The 16,792-nt window shown below is 64.9% G+C and carries 13 protein-coding genes; 6 read left to right on the top strand and 7 right to left on the bottom strand.

Annotated elements, in window-relative coordinates; genetic code table 11:
• Positions 1-64 precede the first annotated feature (64 nt).
• Positions 65-1,261, bottom strand: coding sequence for an NADH:flavin oxidoreductase/NADH oxidase family protein (locus BMW90_RS06540; protein WP_074835803.1), 1,197 nt, complete (start codon positions 1,259-1,261; stop codon positions 65-67).
• 186 nt (positions 1,262-1,447) lie between these two features.
• Here BMW90_RS06540 and BMW90_RS06535 point away from each other — a divergent pair, with 186 nt between their 5' ends.
• The 5 genes from BMW90_RS06535 (at position 1,448) to BMW90_RS06515 (ending at position 7,077) form a co-directional block, all read left to right on the top strand.
• The gene (locus BMW90_RS06535; protein ID WP_074835671.1) at positions 1,448-3,019 is read left to right on the top strand and encodes an ABC transporter substrate-binding protein; all 1,572 of its coding nucleotides are present in this window, start codon (positions 1,448-1,450) and stop codon (positions 3,017-3,019) included.
• 187 nt (positions 3,020-3,206) lie between these two features.
• Complete coding sequence (locus tag BMW90_RS06530; protein ID WP_074835669.1) at positions 3,207-4,187, top strand: ABC transporter permease; 981 nt, start codon at positions 3,207-3,209, stop codon at positions 4,185-4,187.
• Positions 4,187-5,131, top strand: coding sequence for an ABC transporter permease (locus BMW90_RS06525; RefSeq protein WP_048531787.1), 945 nt, complete (start codon positions 4,187-4,189; stop codon positions 5,129-5,131). The genes BMW90_RS06530 and BMW90_RS06525 overlap by 1 nt, the downstream gene beginning before the upstream one ends.
• Positions 5,131-6,114, top strand: a complete 984-nt coding sequence (locus BMW90_RS06520) for an ABC transporter ATP-binding protein (protein WP_048531785.1) — start codon at positions 5,131-5,133, stop codon at positions 6,112-6,114. The genes BMW90_RS06525 and BMW90_RS06520 overlap by 1 nt, the downstream gene beginning before the upstream one ends.
• Positions 6,115-7,077: an ABC transporter ATP-binding protein gene (locus BMW90_RS06515; protein WP_048531784.1), complete on the top strand. Its 963-nt coding sequence runs from the start codon at positions 6,115-6,117 to the stop codon at positions 7,075-7,077.
• 21 nt (positions 7,078-7,098) lie between these two features.
• On the opposite strand, the gene BMW90_RS06510 is transcribed toward BMW90_RS06515, so the two are convergent.
• The 6 genes from BMW90_RS06510 to BMW90_RS06485 all read right to left on the bottom strand — a co-directional run bounded on the left by BMW90_RS06510 (position 7,099) and on the right by BMW90_RS06485 (position 15,088).
• Positions 7,099-8,034, bottom strand: a complete 936-nt coding sequence (locus BMW90_RS06510) for a dimethyl sulfoxide reductase anchor subunit family protein (RefSeq protein ID WP_074835668.1) — start codon at positions 8,032-8,034, stop codon at positions 7,099-7,101.
• Positions 8,035-8,042: 8 nt separating this feature from the next.
• On the bottom strand, positions 8,043-8,783 hold the full coding sequence (locus BMW90_RS06505) for a 4Fe-4S dicluster domain-containing protein (protein ID WP_074835666.1): 741 nt from the start codon (positions 8,781-8,783) through the stop codon (positions 8,043-8,045).
• A 76-nt stretch (positions 8,784-8,859) separates the two neighbouring features.
• Complete coding sequence (locus BMW90_RS06500; protein WP_074835664.1) at positions 8,860-11,721, bottom strand: molybdopterin oxidoreductase family protein; 2,862 nt, start codon at positions 11,719-11,721, stop codon at positions 8,860-8,862.
• Positions 11,722-11,985: 264 nt separating this feature from the next.
• Positions 11,986-12,933, bottom strand: coding sequence for an NAD(P)-dependent oxidoreductase (locus tag BMW90_RS06495; RefSeq protein WP_074835663.1), 948 nt, complete (start codon positions 12,931-12,933; stop codon positions 11,986-11,988).
• A 97-nt stretch (positions 12,934-13,030) separates the two neighbouring features.
• Complete coding sequence (locus BMW90_RS06490; RefSeq protein WP_074835661.1) at positions 13,031-14,005, bottom strand: glucokinase; 975 nt, start codon at positions 14,003-14,005, stop codon at positions 13,031-13,033.
• Between the two features lie 54 nt (positions 14,006-14,059).
• Positions 14,060-15,088, bottom strand: coding sequence for a LacI family DNA-binding transcriptional regulator (locus BMW90_RS06485; protein ID WP_074835660.1), 1,029 nt, complete (start codon positions 15,086-15,088; stop codon positions 14,060-14,062).
• Positions 15,089-15,357: 269 nt separating this feature from the next.
• Between BMW90_RS06485 and BMW90_RS06480 the strand changes: the two genes are divergently transcribed.
• Positions 15,358-16,713 (top strand): ABC transporter substrate-binding protein, encoded by a 1,356-nt coding sequence (locus BMW90_RS06480; RefSeq protein WP_074835658.1) that lies wholly within the window; start codon positions 15,358-15,360, stop codon positions 16,711-16,713.
• Positions 16,714-16,792 lie beyond the last annotated feature (79 nt).

Below are 16,792 nucleotides of genomic sequence, written 5' to 3'. Positions count from 1 at the left end.
GCTTTCATTGAGCAAGCTGGATGACCGGTCCTTTGCTTGGCCGGACCTGGGGTCGAGGCTCGTTTTATGGGCGAAAACGGGCGTTCCATATGGAAATGCGGTCGCTGTCCCGCTCCTCGTATTCTCTGATCGACGCCTCAAGTTCCGTCGAGTCTGATGGGGCACGGTCTTCGCCCAGCGCTGTCAAACGCATCGTGTACCATGCCGTGACCCCGCCTTCGGGCGGATTGGCGAACTTCGGGAACTTGGGGTCATTCCCCGTGCCCGACCGCCAGCCATTCGGAAGCGCGGGGTCGAGGACGAGTGCCCGCGCGAGGCCGACCATGTCAACGTTTCCGCGGGCAAGGGCATCCGCCGCGTGCTGAAGGGTCTTGAACCCACCGGTCACCATCAGCGGCTTGCGGGTCAGGGGCCGGGCATGTTCGGCAAAATCCAGGAAATAGGGCCCCGTTCCAGCACTGTCTGAGGCGGATCGTGCACCGGGAAAGTAGGTTCCGCCGCTGATGTCGATCAGATCGATCGCGGTCCCGTCCAACGCGGCAATCACTGCAAGGGCGTCTTGCCTGTCAAGGCCCCCTTCCAACTGGTCGGTGGCGTTCAGCTTGATGGCGATTGGAATGCCGGGGCCGACTGCGCCGCGCACCTCATCAACGACGTCAAGCAACAGCCGCATCCGGTTCGTTATGGACCCGCCATACTCGTCGTCCCGTTTGTTGAACAGAGGCGAGAGAAACTGGCTCAACAGGAATCCGTGGGCTGCGTGGATCTGAACGCCGCCGAAACCAAGATCCATGGCGAGGCGCGCTGTCCGGGCAAACTCGGACGGCAGGGCGCGCAGCTCGTCCCGGGTCAGGGCCGAACAGATCAGGCCGGGAATATCGAGCGCGCTCGGACCTTTTGGATCACTGATCGGAGGATGTGCCATTGCGCCGGCATGGCCAAGCTGTAGCCACAGCTGCGCGCCATTGGCGGATCCCCGGTGGGCGAGCGTTCGGAAACGGCGCAGATCGGAATCCGCTCTCAGAACAAGATTTCCGGGCTTTTCGGCGAAACAGGGATTGCCCTGCACCTCGCCCACAATCGACACGGCCAATCCGCCTTCTGCCCAGCGCTCGTAGAGCCGGATTTGTGCATCCGTGGGATCGCCGCGACCATTGCCCAGCGAATCCGACATGGCCGACTTGGCAACCCGGTTCTTCAAGACAGTCCCGCAAGGCAATTCGAGCGGTTGGAACAATGCTGCGTTGAATTGATTCTCCATAAAGCGACCCATACCCCGAGTGGTCGTCAATGTCTCTCATTGCGCGCATCCAATCCAGATGCGGAATTCCGTAGATCGGGCTCAGGGTGAGATGCTCGGTCTGCGCATCCCCGCACAGAGGCTTGTGAATGGACCCTGTGCCCGCATGTGCTAGGCTGAGCCAAATCCAACAGGGGAGATTATCCAATGTCACGAATGATATGCGCGGCCACAGCCGCGCTCGGGGTGGCCCTTGCCGCGCCCGCGGCGGCCGAAGAATTCAAATGGGCGGTGACCACCGATCCCCAGACGATGGACCCCCATGCGGTCAATTCGACGCCGGTGCTGGGCTTTCTCAACAATACCTACGAAGGGCTGGTGCGCCGGGGCAAGGACATGTCGGTGGAGCCGGCGCTCGCCACGGGATGGGAGCCGATCGGCGAAGGCGAGGGCTGGCGCTTTACCCTGCGCGAGGGCGTGACCTTCCACGACGGCAGCAGCTTTGACGCCGAGGATGTGCTGTTTTCCTACCAGCGTGCCTCGAGCCCGGAGTCGGACACCGCGAGCTGGTTCGCGCCGGTGTCGGAGGTCAAGGTGATCGACGCCTATACCGTCGATTTCATGACCACCGCACCCAACCCGCTGTTTCCCTCGTCGATCGCCAACTGGATGATCATGGACAGCGGCTGGGCCGAGGCCAACAATGCCACCCGTCCCGACAAGGAGGCCGGCAATCACGCCACGCTCAACGCAAATGGCACCGGTGCTTTCAAGGTCACCACACGCGAGCCCGGGCTGCGCACCGTGCTCGAACCCTTCGAGGGCTGGTGGGGCGAGGCCGAGCACAACATCACCCGCGCCGAGCTGACGCCGATCCAGAATCCGGCGACGGCGCTGGCGGCGCTGCTCTCGGGCGACGTGGATTTCATCAACCCTGTGCCGATCCAGGATGTGGCGCGGTTGGCCTCGAACCCCGACGTGAAGGTGGTGCAGGGTATCGAGGCGCGAGTCATCATGCTGGGCTTTCCGCATGAGGCGGAGGCGCTGAAGTTCTCGTCCGACATCGACGGCGAAAACCCCTTTGCCGATGTCCGCGTACGCCAGGCCGTGGCGCATGCGATCAATGTGCCGGCGATCCTTCAGACCATCATGCGCGGCAATGCCGAACCGGTGAACCAACTGGTCAGCGCGGCCATGAGCGGCTATTCCGAGGCGCTTGGCGCGGCCCCGGCCTATGACCCTGAGAAGGCCCGCGCGCTGCTGGCCGAAGCGGGGTATGCCGACGGGTTCTCTTTTGGCCTGAAATGCCCCAACAACCGCTATCTCAACGACGAGGCGGTCTGTCAGGCGGTGACCGGGATGCTGGCGCAGGTCGGCATCGATGCGACTCTGGAGGCAATGCCAGTCAACAACTACTGGCCCGAGCTCAGGGCCGACAATTTCGACATGTATCTGCTGGGCTGGTCGCCCGGCACCTTCGACGCCGAACACCCGATCCGCTTTCTTGTCGCCACCCCGAACGAGGAGAAGAAGCTGGGAAGCTGGAACTTCGGCGGCTTTTCCAACGCGCGCATCGACACGCTGCTGCCGATGATCCAGTCCGAGATCGATCCGGCCGAGCGTCAGGCGATGCTTGACGAGGTGGCGCAGATCATGGCCGACGAGCAGGCTTACGTGCCGCTTTATGTGCAGCCGCTAGTCTGGGGCACGCGGGCCAATATCGAGCTGACCCAGCGGCCCGACAATTTCTTCATCCTGCGCTGGGTGACAGTGAGCTGAGACATGTCGGGGCCGGCAGAGGATGCCGGCCCCGACGGCAGCCCGCGACCCCCGGCTGACGCGGGGCCGCGCCGGGCCCTTGGGCCCGATTTGCCTTGAGAGTCGGGGGTGTAAAGCCCTTGAACGGCACGTCACCCGAACGCTTTTGCCCTTGACCCGAAAAACCCGCCGTTATCTCTTGGCGGGCATGCTTGCTTTCATCATCCGCCGTGTCGGCCAATCCCTGCTTGTCCTGCTGATCGTGGGGCTTGTCGCCTTTTCGATGTTCAATTTCGTGGGTGACCCGATCGACAACATGCTCGGTCAGGAACGCACCGCCGAAGATATCGCGCGATTGCGCGAGCAGCTCGGCCTCGACCGGTCGTTCTTCGTGCAATACTTCCGCTTTCTGCAAGAGGCACTTCAGGGCAACTTCGGCGTCAGCTATCGTCAGGGTCGTCCGGTAACCGACATCCTGCTGGAACGCGCGCCGGCGACGCTGGAGCTGGCGGCGGTTTCGGGGGTGCTGGCCATCCTCTTCGGCATCGCGCTTGGCGTGTTCACCGCGATCCGCCGCGATGGCATCTGGGCGCATGCGATCATGTCGGCCTCGTTGATCGGCGTCTCGCTGCCGACCTTCCTGATCGGCATCCTGCTGATCTATGTCTTCTCGGTCGAACTCGGCTGGCTGCCCAGTTTCGGGCGCGGCGATGTGGTGACGGTCGGCGGCTGGAAGACCGGCTTTCTGACCGAAAGCGGCCTCAAGGCACTGATCCTGCCGTCGATCACCCTGGGGCTCTATCAGATGACGCTGATCATGCGGCTGGTACGCTCGGAAATGCTCGAGGTTCTGCGGCAGGATTACATCCGTTTCGCCCGCGCGCGCGGGCTCAGGGACCGGGCGGTGAACTTCCGCCACGCGCTGAAAAACACCATGGTGCCGGTGATCACCGTGATCGGGCTTCAGCTTGGCGCGATCATTGCCTTTGCCATCATCACCGAGACGGTGTTCCAGTGGCCGGGCGTCGGCCTGCTGTTCATCAACGCGATCCAGTTCGTCGACATCCCGGTGATGGCGGCCTACCTGATGCTGATCTCGGTGATGTTCGTGGGGATCAACCTGGCCGTGGACATCCTTTATTTCTTCATTGATCCGCGCCTGCGCGCGGACCGCACGGGAGGCCACTGATGACCGATATCCCCGTCGCGCCGCCGCCGAAATCGCGGCTTCGTCTGGCGCTGGAAAGCGATGTCTTCTACACCTTCCGCCGCTCGCCGGTTGCGGTGATCTCGGCGCTGGTGGTGCTGGTGCTGCTGGTCTCGGCGATCTTCGCGCCCTGGATCGCCTCGACCAACCCCTTCGACCCGGCCTCGCTCAATCTGATGAACGGTTTCACCCCGCCGCTGGAGCCCAATGCCTTTACCGGCGACAGCTTCCTGCTGGGCACCGACGATCAGGGCCGCGACGTGTTTTCCACCATCCTCTACGGCATGCGCATCTCGCTTTTTGTCGGGGTGGCGGCGGTGGCCTTTGCCATGGTGCTGGGCATCACGCTGGGGCTGATTTCGGGCTATGTCGGTGGCTGGGTCGAAACCATCATCATGCGCGTCGCCGACGTGCAGCTCACCTTTCCCTCGATCCTGGTGGCCATGCTGATCTTTGGCATCGCCAAGGGGATCACGCCGGTGGAGTACCGCGACCAGATGGCGATCTGGGTGCTGATCCTCGCCATCGGCCTGTCGGACTGGGTGCAGTTCGCCCGCGTGGTGCGCGGCGCCACGCTGGTTGAGAAAAACAAGGAATACGTTCAGGCGGCGCGGCTGATCGGGCGGAAACCCGGCGCCATCATGCTGCGCCACATCCTGCCCAATGTGCTGTCGCCGGTGCTGGTGATCGCCACGATCTCGCTGGCACTGGCGATCATCGCCGAGGCGACGCTGTCCTTTCTCGGTGTCGGCGCGCCGCCGACCCAGCCGTCGCTGGGCACGCTGATCCGTATCGGCCAGGGCTTCCTGTTCTCGGGTGAGTGGTGGATCCTGTTCTTTCCCGCCTGCACGCTCCTGGCGCTGGCGCTGTCCGTCAACCTGCTGGGCGACTGGCTGCGCGACGCATTGAACCCGAGGCTGCGCTGATGGCTGAACCCGTGCTTTCCATCCGCGACCTCTCGGTCGAGATTCCCACCCGCCACGGTATCGTCAAGCCGGTCGACGGGGTGAGTTATGACATCCGCGCCGGCGAGATCCTTGGCGTGGTCGGCGAAAGCGGCGCCGGCAAATCCATGGCCGGCAACGCGGTAATCGGCCTGTTGAGCCCGCCGGCGCATATCGCCTCGGGCGAGATCTGGCTGAACGGCAAGCGGATCGACCAGCTGCGCGGCGAGGCGATGCGCCGGCTGCGCGGCAAGGAGATCGGCATGGTCTTTCAGGATCCGCTGACCTCGCTCAACCCGCTTCTCAGGATCGGCGATCAACTGGTCGAGACCATGCGCACGCATCTGAAGATCAGCGAGAAAGAGGCCGAGAAACGCGCCGTGGCGGCGCTGGAAGAGGTCGGCATTCCCGGCGCGGCCAGCCGGGTGAATTCCTACCCGCACGAGTTCTCCGGCGGCATGCGGCAACGGGTGGTGATTGCATTGGCGCTCTGCGCCGAACCCTCGCTGGTGATCGCCGACGAGCCGACCACCGCGCTCGATGTCTCGGTCCAGGCGCAGATCATCGCGCTTTTGAAGCGGCTCTGCCGCGAGCGGGGCACCGCGGTCATGCTGATCACCCACGACATGGGCGTGATCGCCGAGGCGACCGACCGCGTGGCGGTGATGTATGCCGGTCGCCTGGCCGAGCTGGGTGCCGTCGAACAGGTGCTGACCCGGCCGCAGCACCCCTATACTCACGGGCTGATGGCCTCGACCCCGCTGGCCTCGGAGGGCAAGGCGCGGCTGCACCAGATCCCCGGCGCCATGCCGCGGCTGGATGCGGTGCCCGATGGCTGTGCCTTCAACCCGCGCTGCCCGCGCGCCACCGAGGTCTGCCGCACGCCGCCGCCGCCCAGGGTCAAGGACGGCATGGCCGCCTGCTGGCACCCGCTTGTCGAAGACGTCGAAGAAAAGGTTTCCTGAATGGCGCTGGTCAAAGTCGATAATCTCAGCCGCGTGTTCGACGTCTCGAAACCCTGGCTGAACCGGGTGCTGGAGCGGCGGGAAAAGGAATATCTGACGGCGGTGTCAGAGGTGAGTTTCGACGTCGCCGAACGCTCGACCTATGCGCTGGTGGGCGAAAGCGGCTCGGGCAAATCGACCATCGGCAAGATGCTGGTGGGGTTGTTGTCACCTTCGGATGGCCATGTCGAGATCGAGGGGGTCGATCTGGCCAATGAGCCGGACGCCGCCAAGGTCGACGCGGTGCGCGCCGACATCCAGATGATCTTTCAGGATCCCTATGCCTCGCTCAACCCGCGCTGGCGGGTCAAGGACATCATCGTCGAGCCGGTCGCCTCGCGCGGCGGCAAGACCGAGGGGATGGCCGAGAAGCTGCTGGAACAGGTCGGGCTGTCGGTCAAGGACGCGGGCAAGTTTCCGCATGAATTCTCGGGCGGCCAGCGGCAGCGGATCTGCATTGCCCGGGCGCTGGCCAGCGAGCCGCGGCTGATCGTCTGTGACGAGCCGACCTCGGCGCTGGATGTCTCGGTTCAGGCGCAGGTGCTCAACCTGATGAGCGACCTGAAGGAAAATTTCGGGCTGACCTATGTCTTTATCAGCCACGATCTGACCGTGGTGCGGCACATGGCCGATGTGATCGGCGTGCTTTACCTGGGCCGGCTGGTGGAAGAGGCGGTGCCGGGGCGGCTGTTCGACGATCCGAAGCACCCCTATACCCAGATGCTGCTGGAAGCGGCGCCGAAAATGGATGCCTTTGGCCGCGAGATCCAGCCCCCCGAAGGCGAGATCCCCGATCCGATCAATCCGCCGCCCGGCTGCGCCTTTCATCCGCGTTGTCCGCTGGCGCAGGATATCTGCAAGCGCGATCGGCCACGACTGCGGCAGATCGGCGGCACCCGGGTGGCCTGTCACTTCGCGGAATAGGCGTCACCCGCGCGGCCCGGCTCAGGCGCGCTGGTTGCCGTAGTAGAGCGTCGAGAGATGCGTTGCCTCGGCGAAGAACAGCCAGCGTTCCGTCACCAGCCCGGCGGCGGCGGCGGTGACCGCGACCGGCATCAAGACCGGCCCGAGCCCGCCGGTCAGTGCCTGAAAGGCCAGCATCAGCCCGGGCAGCAGGAAGCCCCAGAGCAGCACCGAGCGGCGCAGCGTCTCGGCGTGTCTGCGGGCGACGTCATAGCCCATTTCGCGCATCACGTAGTTCGGCCGGCTATGCGGCGGCTCGAGCTGGCGTTTGACGCCCTTGAGGCCCAGCGCCATGTCGGCGGTATAAGCGCCCGGCTCGGCGTCGATCCGGCGCCAGTAGATCAGCTTGAGCGCGCCGGCCAGACCCAGCGCCAGCAGCGCGATCAGGCTGACAAGGCGGATGTCGCGACCGGCGAAGGCATGCAGCAGCACCAGCAGCAGCGCGCCCGAGGCGGCGGCATTGGCAAGATAGACATAAGGCACCTGCGGCATATGCCATTCGCGGATGGTGCGCAGCGAGGCATAGATCATGCCGGTGCACCAGACCGTCGCCACGGCGCCGATGGCGCTGAGCAGGGCCAGCGGCAGGGTCAGCCAGCCCGCGATCCCGAGGAGCGACATCAGCCAGAGCACCCCGGCCGGCACATAGGTGGCCAGGGCCGCCACGCCCTCCCGCGAGAGCCAGGACGAGCGCCATTGCGACAGCGCCCGCCAGGCGCGCTCGGGGCGGCCGAGGTGAAAGGTGGAACTGAGCAGCCCCAGCGTAATCAGCCCGAGCGCGATGAACAGGCCGGCGAAGAAGCCCCAGCCGGCGACCGGCTGGGCGCCGATGACATGGGCCAGGCTGAGCCAGAACAGCAGGCCGTATCCGGCGCCGGAGGAGGTGGTGAAGAGGATGACCGAATAGGCGGGATGCATGTTCGTCCTTAGCGGCTGAGGGCGCGGTCGGCCCAGGCAAAGAGTTTCTCGAGGGCGGAGCCGGTGGTTTCGGCCTGCGGTTCGGCGGCGATCTGCGGCGTGCGGTCCGAGGCCTTGCGCGGCGGCAGGTACTTGTTGACCGGCTTGTAGCCAAACTCGTCGAGCAGGTTGAAGCCGTCGCGCGCGGCGACGTTCTGCGACACCGCGCTGTTGGGATCGGCAAGATCGCCAAAGGCGCGGGCGCCGGTGGGGCAGGCCTTGACGCAGGCCGGCACCCGATCCTCCTCGGGGATGGTCTCGTTATAGATCCGGTCTACGCAGAGCGTGCATTTCTTCATCACGCCTTCGTCGTAATCGTATTCCCGCGCGCCATAGGGGCAGGCCCAGGAGCAGAGCTTGCAGCCGATGCAGGTATCCGGGTTGACCAGAACGATGCCGTCCTCCTCGCGCTTGTAGCTGGCGCCGGTGGGGCAGACGGTGACGCAATCGGGTGTCTCGCAATGCAGGCAGGAGCGGGGGAAATGGACGGTGCCTTTCCAGTGGTCGTTGTCGACCTCGTAACTGTGGACGCGGTTCAGGAAGGCGCCGTGCGGATCGGCGCCGTAAGGCTCCTGATCGGTGAGCGGCGCGGAATAGCCGCCGGTGTTCCACTCCTTGCAGGAAGTGACGCAGGCATGGCAGCCGACGCAGATGTCGAGGTCGATGACCAGGCCGAGGCTCTTGTCGGTCTTTTCGGGGAGGGTGGTCATTCTATGTCTCCCTGGGTCGGGTGTTGCGGGGCGGCGGGAGCCAGGCGGCGCGCCCTCCGGGGCTGATGTCGCGCGCTCATTCCGCCGGCTCCTTCCACTGCCTGCCAAAGGCCAGCGTCTCGGGTCGTTCCGGCCAGGCATCCTCGCCCAGCGGCTCGAACAGCGGCGAGGTTCCGGCGCTCTCGGCTTTCTCGATCTTCACCCGCAGGTCGAACCAGGCCGCCTGGCCGGTCAGCGGATCGGAGTTGGAATAGCGATAGCCGCCGCCGCCCTTTGGCAAGAGTTCGGAAATCAGGTGGTTGAGCAGGAAGCCCTCCTTCACCTCGGGCGCGTCATGCGACAGCCCCCAGGCGCCGCGCCGCTTGCCGATGGCGTTCCAGGTCCAGACCGTGTGCCGGTTGACCCCCTCCATCAGCCTGATCTGGCATTTCACCCGTCCGATATGCGAGGTCAGCCAGACCCAATCATCATCCTGCACCCCGATCTCGACCCCCACCGAGGTATGCACGTAAAGCCGGTTCTGCGCGGTGATCTGGCGCAGCCAGGCGTTCTGCGAGCCCCAGGAATGATACATGTGCATTGGCCGCTGGGTGATCGCGTGCAGCGGGAAGCCTGTGGTCAGCTGTTCCTCGAAGGGCGCGTACCAGAAGGGCAGCGGATCGAAGTGCGTCTTGATCCGGTCGCGCGCGCGATCCGGCGGCTGGCGTTCGCCATGGCCCAGGGCGGCCAGGCGGAACTTCTGCATCGGTTCGGAATAGAGCTGCATTATCGTCGGCTCCGGCGACAGGCGGATGCCCTTTTCGATGCCCCAGTCGAGATAGCCGCGATTGGCGAAACGGAAATAGGCATGGCTCGGGTCGAGATGCAGGCCGAAGAATGCGCCGTTCTCGATATAGCGGTCGATCTGGTCGGAGTTGGGCGCGCCGACGCAGGACTTGTCACCGTCCTCGCCGCGCCAGCCGGCGAGCGGGCCGATGCCGGGCTTGCGCTCGTGGTTGGTGATGTAGTCGGGATAGCCGCCGGGATACATCGGGCTGCCATCCTCCTTGACGAACCCCGGCAGTTTCAGCCGCGCGCCAAGATCGATCAGCACCTCCTGAAAACCGCGCACGTCGCGATCGGGCTTGACCACGGGATGGCGGATGCCATCGGCCACCAATTCCGGCTCGGAGATCGGGCGGTCCAGCAGCGAGATGCAATCGTAACGCTCAAGATAGGTGGTGTCCGGCAGGATCAGGTCGGCAAAGGGCACGGTTTCAGAATAATAGGCGTCGGAATAGATGATCTTGGGGATCACGTAATCGCCGTTGTCGTCCTTGGCGGTCAGCGCATCCAGCGTGCCCGGTACGTTCATCGACGAGTTCCAGGCCATGTTGGCCATATACATGAAGAGCACGTCGATGCCGTAGGGATCCTTGGTGGCTGCGTTGTTGATCACCATATGCATCAGCCCATGGGCCGAGATCGGCGCATCCCAGGAAAACCCCTTGTCGAGCCGGTTGGGCTGGCCCTCGCCATCCAGCAACAGATGCTCGGGCCCATGCGGAAAGCCCAGATGCGGGCCGCCCAGCGGCAGTTCGGGCTTGATGTCACCGGCGGCGCCGTGGGGCAGCAGGTTTGGTGGGGTCTGCTTGGGGTAGGGCGGCTTGTAGCGAAAGCCGCCGGGCGTATCGATCGAACCCAGCAGGATTTGCAAGATATGGATCATCCGGCAGGTCTGGAAGCCGTTGGAATGGGCCGAGATGCCGCGCATGGCGTGCATCGAGACCGGGCGGCCGATCATCTTGTCATGCTTGCGCCCGGCCCAGTCGGTCCAGGGGCGGTCGAGCACGATCTCCTCCTTGAAGGCGACATGCGCCAGTTCCGCCGCGATCTGGCGGATCTGCTCGGTGGGCACGCCGGTGCGCTCGGCCACCGCCTCGGGGGCGTAGTTGTCGCCAAGGTAGCGCTCGGCCATCAGCTCGAAGACCGGCCGCGCCGTGCAGCCGTCGGGCAACTCGCGGGTGCCGGTGAGCGCCGGCCGGATTTCGGCGGCCTTGCCATTGCCGAAGGCGCCCGCCGCCTCATCCCAGACCATGGGATTGCCGTCGCCGTCGCGGGCGAACAGCCCGTCATCGGCCGCGCCGGGGTCTTTGATCACCAGCCAGGGGGCGTTGGTGTAGCGCACCAGGTAGTCGAGGTCGATCTGCTGGGTGCGGAACAGCTCGTGGATCAGCGCGCCGACAAACAGCCCGTCGGTGCCGGGGCGGATGCCGACCCATTCGTCGGCCACGGCGTTGTAGCCGGTGCGCACCGGGTTGACCGAGACCACCTTGGCGCCGCGTTTCTTGAGCTTGCCGATGCCGATCTTGATCGGGTTCGAGGCATGGTCCTCGGCGACGCCGAAGAGCATGAAATACTTGGTCAGATCCCAATCCGGATCGCCGAATTCCCAGAACGCCCCGCCAAAGGTGTACAGCCCGCCGGCGGCCATATTGACCGAGCAGAAACCGCCGTGAGCGGCGAAATTCGGGGTGCCGTATTTCATCGCCCAGAAGCCGGTCAGGCTCTGGCTCTGGTCTCGGCCGGTGAAGAAGGCGAGTTTCTTGGGATCGGTCTTGCGCACCTTGCCGAGCCAGCCGGTGGCGATCTCCAGCGCCTCGTCCCAGGAAATCTCCTCGAACTGGCCGGAGCCGCGCGGGCCCACGCGTTTCATCGGTGCGCGCAGCCGGGCCGGAGAATAATGCTGCATGATCCCGGCGCTGCCCTTGCCGCAGAGCACGCCCTTGTTGACCGGGTGGTTGCGATTGCCCTCGATGTAGCGGACCACCTGTTTGCCGTCGGGGCCGGTCTTGAGATGCACGTTGATCCCGCAGCGGCAGGCGCACATGTAGCAGGTGGTCTGCTTCATCTCGTCGCCGACGGGGGCGCTGGTCTCGATCTCGGGGCTGCCTGTCATGCGCTGTGTCCTGACCTCTGTGCGATTCAGGAAGGACGTTGGCATAAAAGCTTGGGGTTAGGAAATATTTCCTTTGATGCGGCGGCGGATCGGGCGGATATTCCTTGCGTCCTCCGCCGTCCCGGCGGGCTGCGCCCTTGTTCCGGGCTCCGGTGGCATCCGTCCCGGGCATGACCCGGGACCTCTCGGAGAACCTCGAGAACGAGGCGCCGGATCAGGTCCGGCGCGCGGATCTTCCAGGGGCGGGCCGCCGCCGGCCAGGGCTCACCTTCCGCGCGGCACCACCTCGTAGCCCGGCTCTTCCGGTTCTTCGTCACACATCTCGGCCGGGAAGCCCGGCGCGCGGATTTCCAGCCCGGTGGCCTCTTCCAGCCGCCGGATGATGTTGGGCGACAGTTCGCGCGAACCGAACCGCGCGATTCCGTCGTCGATGATGCGCATCATCAGCGGATTGACTTCGAGCGGCACCCCGGCGCGGTCGGCCACCTCCTGAAACAGCCCGATGTCCTTCTTCACCAGGTCCATGGTAAAGGAAATGTCGCGCGAGCCGTTGAGGATCACCTGGCTTTCGGTCTCATGCACGAAGCTGGTGCCCGAGCTGATGGCGATCGCCTCATAGGCGGTGGCCAGGTCCATGCCGGCGCCCTTGCAGGTCACCAGCGCCTCGGCGCAGGAGATCAGGTTGGCGGTGGCCAGGTAGTTTGTCACCACCTTCAGCACCGAGGCCGAGCCCAGATCGCCGGTGTGCAGCACCCGCCGGCCCATTGTCGTCAGAAGCGGCAGAACCCGGTCAAAGGTGGCGCGGTCACAGCCGGCGAAGATCGAGATATTGCCGGTGTCGGCGCGGTGACAGCCGCCCGAAACCGGGCAATCCACCGCCGCGCCGCCGCGCGCGATGACCTCGGCGCCAAGCCGCTTGACCTCGGCCTCGTCGGTGGTCGACATCTCCATCCAGACCTTGCCGGGGCCGACCTCGGGCAGCATCTGCTGCACCACAGCGGCCGAGGCGGCGGGCGAGGGCAGGCAGGTGATCACCGTGTCGCAGCTTCGCATGATCTGCTCGGGCGAGCCGCCGTCACGTGCGCCGCGCGCCGTGAACCCGGCCACCAGCGCGCCGTTGAGATCATGCACCGCCAGGTCATGACCATTGCGCAGCAGGCTGCCGCTCAATTTGCTGCCGACATTGCCCAGTCCGACAAACCCGATGTTCATTCCGCCGTTCTCCCGTGATCGCCTGCCGTCATCTCGAAGAGAAGCCGCCCGGCGGTCAAATGAAATCGCGCCATGGGGGCAGAATTGCCGCCGAATGTCAGGCCGGGGCCAGAGCCATGATCTCGGCCATATGCGAGGCGCAGCCTAGGAGCGCGGCCTCGTCATTCTCGATCAGCCAGACCGGAAACTGGTCCATGAACTCGGAAAACCGGCCCTTGTCGCGAAACGAGGCGCCAAAGCCCATCTTGTCGAAATAGGGCGCCAGCGAGCGGCTGACCCCGCCAATGAAATAGATGCCGCCAAAAGGCAGTTGCGCCAGCGCCAGATCGCCCGCCACACGGCCGGTGAAACGAACGTAATATTCCGCCGCCTCAACCGCTTGGGCATCGCTGCCATCGGCCACGCCCGCCATGATCTCGGCCGGCGGTTTGGCACCGGGATCGCCGGCCTCGGCGCGACGCCAGCGATAGAGCGCCTGCAAGCCGCGCCCCGACAGCGCCTCTTCCACCGAGGCAAACTCGCCTTCGCTGCGCAGAAACTCCGCCAGCCCCAGCTCGTCCGGCCGGCGCAGGGCGAGGCTCATGTGCCCGGCCTCTGAGGGCGGGACCAGGGTGATGCCGCCGTGTTCGAAGACCATCGCAATGTTCGTGCCGGTGCCCAGCCCGATCACCAGCCGGGTGCTGCCCGCGCCCTGGCCTTCATTCAGCAGCGGGCGCAGATCGTCACCCCCCAGATGGCTGAGCGCATGGCCCTGGGCCTGAAGATCGTTGAGCACCGCCACCCGGCCGACACCGGAGGCCTCGCGCACGCAGGCCTCGTCGATCACCCAGGAGAGGTTGGTCATCCGCAGCACACCGTCCATCACCGGGCCTGCCCCGGCGACGCAGGCGGCGACAGGGCGCGCGCCGGTCTCGGCCAGATAGCTCTGAAACACCTCCGAGAGCGACCCGGCCTCGGCATTGCGGTAGCGCCGGATCGAACCGGGCTGCAACGTGGGCCCGGAGGCAAGCGCCACGCGGGTGTTCGTTCCACCGATGTCGGCAACGAGGGTGAGGTCGAGGGTCTGGGTCATAACGGTCTCTCTGGGCGCACCCGAGCAGTGCGCCGGGGAAATGGGATGGGGGTGTCAGATGCGGGCCGGGCCGCTGGTGGTGCCGACGACGAGTTCGAAGGGGATCATCTCGGAGGCGGGCGGCGCCCCGGGGGTGGAGATCTGCGACAGCAGGATCGCACCGACGCGGCGACCGGCCTCGCGCACCGAACTGCGCACGCCGGAGAACACCGGCGCCTCCGGGGTGCCGTTGCGCAGGTAGGACAGGTCGTCGTCGAAAGTGGCAACCGAAACATCGCGGCCGACGGTCAGCCTGGCCTGTTCGACCGCGCGGCGCACGCCAAGCGCGGTGATCAGCGACGAGACGGCAAAGGCGGTCGGCGGCTCGGACCGGGCCAGCATGCGGCTGGCTTCGTCGAAGCCGTAGCTCTCGGTCATGTCCCAGGACAGCATCAGCTCGGGATCGGCCTCGAGCCCGGCTTCGGTCAGCGCATTCAGAAAACCGGTCCGCCGGCGATGGGCGAAATCCAGAGATTCGATCCCGTTGAACAGCGCGATGCGGCGGTGGCCCAGACCGGTCAGATGGCCGGTCAGCGCCTCGAAGGCCCTGACATTGGCCACGTCGACCCAGGAATATGGCGCCTCGATCGCGCTGGCGCGGCCATGCACCACGTAGGGCAGTTGCAATTCGTTGAGCAGGGCGATGCGGGTATCGTCCATGCTGGGGCTATGCACCACGATGCCGTCGACGTTCCCCTTGATCTTGAGATCGCGGTAAAAGGATTCCTCGTCGCTGTCGGGCACCAGCGACAGCATCATGTCATAGCCATGTTCGGAATAGACCTCGCCGGCGCCGGTGACGAAATCGCCGAAGATCGGGTTGACCATCTCCTGCTGGGTCGAGACCGGGATCACATGACCGATCGCCATGGCCCGTCCGGTGGCCAGCGAGCGCGCCCGGGTGTTCGGCTTGTAGTTGAAATCCAGCGCCGCCTGGCGCACCCGCTCGCGGGTTTTCTCGCTCACCTCCGGGTAGCCGTTTAGCGCCCGGCTGACCGTTGTTTGCGAGAGTCCCAATTGTTCGGATAGCTGCTTTAGGTTCATGACAGTCTTTGGCCTTTCAGGTGGCACCGGGCGATATTGTTTTACATGTACTGCGAGCCAAGGCAAACTTCCATTTGCACGGGGCCGACTTTCTGCGCCGCGGCGAAATCACTGGTTTTGTTAAATATTCTCCGATTGACTTTTAGCGTCCCTTAGGTCAAGGTTAGCGCTACCAAAGCGCTTTGGCAAGGCCGGAGGAGGCTCTTGCAATGGTAAGCCGCAAGGTGTTCGATGGAACGTGCGAACAAACGCACCGGGAGGAATAAGAAATGAAGTTTTCGCTTTATGCGAGTGTTGCCGCCTTTGCCATGACGGCATCGCTGGCGCAGGCCGAGGCCCATTTGCCCTTTGCCAAGGGCGAGGGGGATTTCAACTGGGAGAGCCTCGACGCCTTTGCCGCCGAGCACGATCTCAACGGTGAAGAGATCAGCATCTTCGGGCCCTGGCGCGGCGATGACCAGGGGCTGGTCGAGAGCATCATCGATTATTTCGAAGAGGCCACCGGCGCCGAGGTCAGCTATGCCTCGTCGGAATCCTACGAACAGCAGATCGTGATCGACACTGAGGCCGGCTCGCCGCCCAATGTCGCCGTTCTGCCGCAGCCCGGCCTGATCCAGGACCTGGTGTCCAAGGGCTTTGTCGAGCCGCTGAGCGATGACACCCAGGCCTGGCTGAAAGAGAATTACGCCGCCGGCGAAAGCTGGGTCTCGCTTGGCACCTTTACCGGGCCTGACGGCGAAGACCGGCTTTATGCCTTTCCCTACAAGATCGACCTGAAATCGCTGGTCTGGTATTCGCCCGACAACTTCGATGACGCGGGCTATGAAGTGCCCGAGACCATGGAAGAACTGAAGGCGCTGACCGAACAGATCGTGGCCGACGGCGAAACCCCCTGGTGCATCGGACTGGGATCGGGTGGCGCCACCGGCTGGCCGGCGACCGACTGGGTCGAAGACCTGATGCTGCGCACGCAACCGCCCGAGACCTATGACAAATGGGTGTCGAACGAAATCAAGTTCGACGATCCGGCGGTGATCGGCGCGATCGAGGAATTCGGCTATTTCGCCCGCGATGACGCCAAGGTTGCCGGCGGAGCAGGGGCCGTGGCCTCGACCGACTTCCGTGACAGCCCCGATGGCATCTTTGCCTCGCCGCCGCAGTGCTACATGCACCGTCAGGCCTCGTTCATCCCGACCTTCTTTCCCGAAGGCATTCAGTTGGGCGTGGACGCCGATTTCTTCTATTTCCCGGCCTATGAGGAAAAGGACCTGGGCAAGCCGGTTCTGGGCGCGGGCACCCTGGCCTTCATCACCAAGGACAGCCCCGGCGCGCAGGCCTTCATCGAGTTTCTGAAGACCCCGATCGCGCATGAGCTGTGGATGGCGCAATCCGGTTTCCTGACGCCGCACACGGGTGTCGACACCGGGCTTTATGCCAATGACGTGCTCAAGAAGCAGGGCGACATCCTGCTCGACGCCACCACCTTCCGTTTCGACGGCTCCGATCTGATGCCCACGGGGGTTGGCGCCGGGTCGTTCTGGACCGGCATGGTGGATTACGCCGGCGGCACCTCGGCCGAGGATGTGGCCAAGTCCATCCAGGACAGCTGGAACGCGCTGAAATAGGCGACCCCGGTGCCCGGCCGGACCGGCCGGGCACCCATTGAATATGCGCAACCAAAGTCACGTCGGGAGAGGGAGGCGG

This window comes from Marinovum algicola, assembly GCF_900109145.1.
Taxonomy (GTDB): Bacteria; Pseudomonadota; Alphaproteobacteria; order Rhodobacterales; family Rhodobacteraceae; genus Marinovum; species Marinovum algicola.
Note: the sequence above shows the minus strand (reverse complement) of the source record. Positions and strands in the feature narration are given on the sequence as shown.

What these genes read in the sequence shown, in the direction of transcription:
- BMW90_RS06540 (WP_074835803.1), bottom strand. Translation starts at nt 1,261, where the DNA reads ATGGAGAATCAATTCAACGCAGCATTGTTCCAACCGCTCGAATTGCCT.
- BMW90_RS06535 (WP_074835671.1), top strand. Translation starts at nt 1,448, where the DNA reads ATGTCACGAATGATATGCGCGGCCACAGCCGCGCTCGGGGTGGCCCTT.
- BMW90_RS06530 (WP_074835669.1), top strand. Translation starts at nt 3,207, where the DNA reads ATGCTTGCTTTCATCATCCGCCGTGTCGGCCAATCCCTGCTTGTCCTG.
- BMW90_RS06525 (WP_048531787.1), top strand. Translation starts at nt 4,187, where the DNA reads ATGACCGATATCCCCGTCGCGCCGCCGCCGAAATCGCGGCTTCGTCTG.
- BMW90_RS06520 (WP_048531785.1), top strand. Translation starts at nt 5,131, where the DNA reads ATGGCTGAACCCGTGCTTTCCATCCGCGACCTCTCGGTCGAGATTCCC.
- BMW90_RS06515 (WP_048531784.1), top strand. Translation starts at nt 6,115, where the DNA reads ATGGCGCTGGTCAAAGTCGATAATCTCAGCCGCGTGTTCGACGTCTCG.
- BMW90_RS06510 (WP_074835668.1), bottom strand. Translation starts at nt 8,034, where the DNA reads ATGCATCCCGCCTATTCGGTCATCCTCTTCACCACCTCCTCCGGCGCC.
- BMW90_RS06505 (WP_074835666.1), bottom strand. Translation starts at nt 8,783, where the DNA reads ATGACCACCCTCCCCGAAAAGACCGACAAGAGCCTCGGCCTGGTCATC.
- BMW90_RS06500 (WP_074835664.1), bottom strand. Translation starts at nt 11,721, where the DNA reads ATGACAGGCAGCCCCGAGATCGAGACCAGCGCCCCCGTCGGCGACGAG.
- BMW90_RS06495 (WP_074835663.1), bottom strand. Translation starts at nt 12,933, where the DNA reads ATGAACATCGGGTTTGTCGGACTGGGCAATGTCGGCAGCAAATTGAGC.
- BMW90_RS06490 (WP_074835661.1), bottom strand. Translation starts at nt 14,005, where the DNA reads ATGACCCAGACCCTCGACCTCACCCTCGTTGCCGACATCGGTGGAACG.
- BMW90_RS06485 (WP_074835660.1), bottom strand. Translation starts at nt 15,088, where the DNA reads ATGAACCTAAAGCAGCTATCCGAACAATTGGGACTCTCGCAAACAACG.
- BMW90_RS06480 (WP_074835658.1), top strand. Translation starts at nt 15,358, where the DNA reads ATGAAGTTTTCGCTTTATGCGAGTGTTGCCGCCTTTGCCATGACGGCA.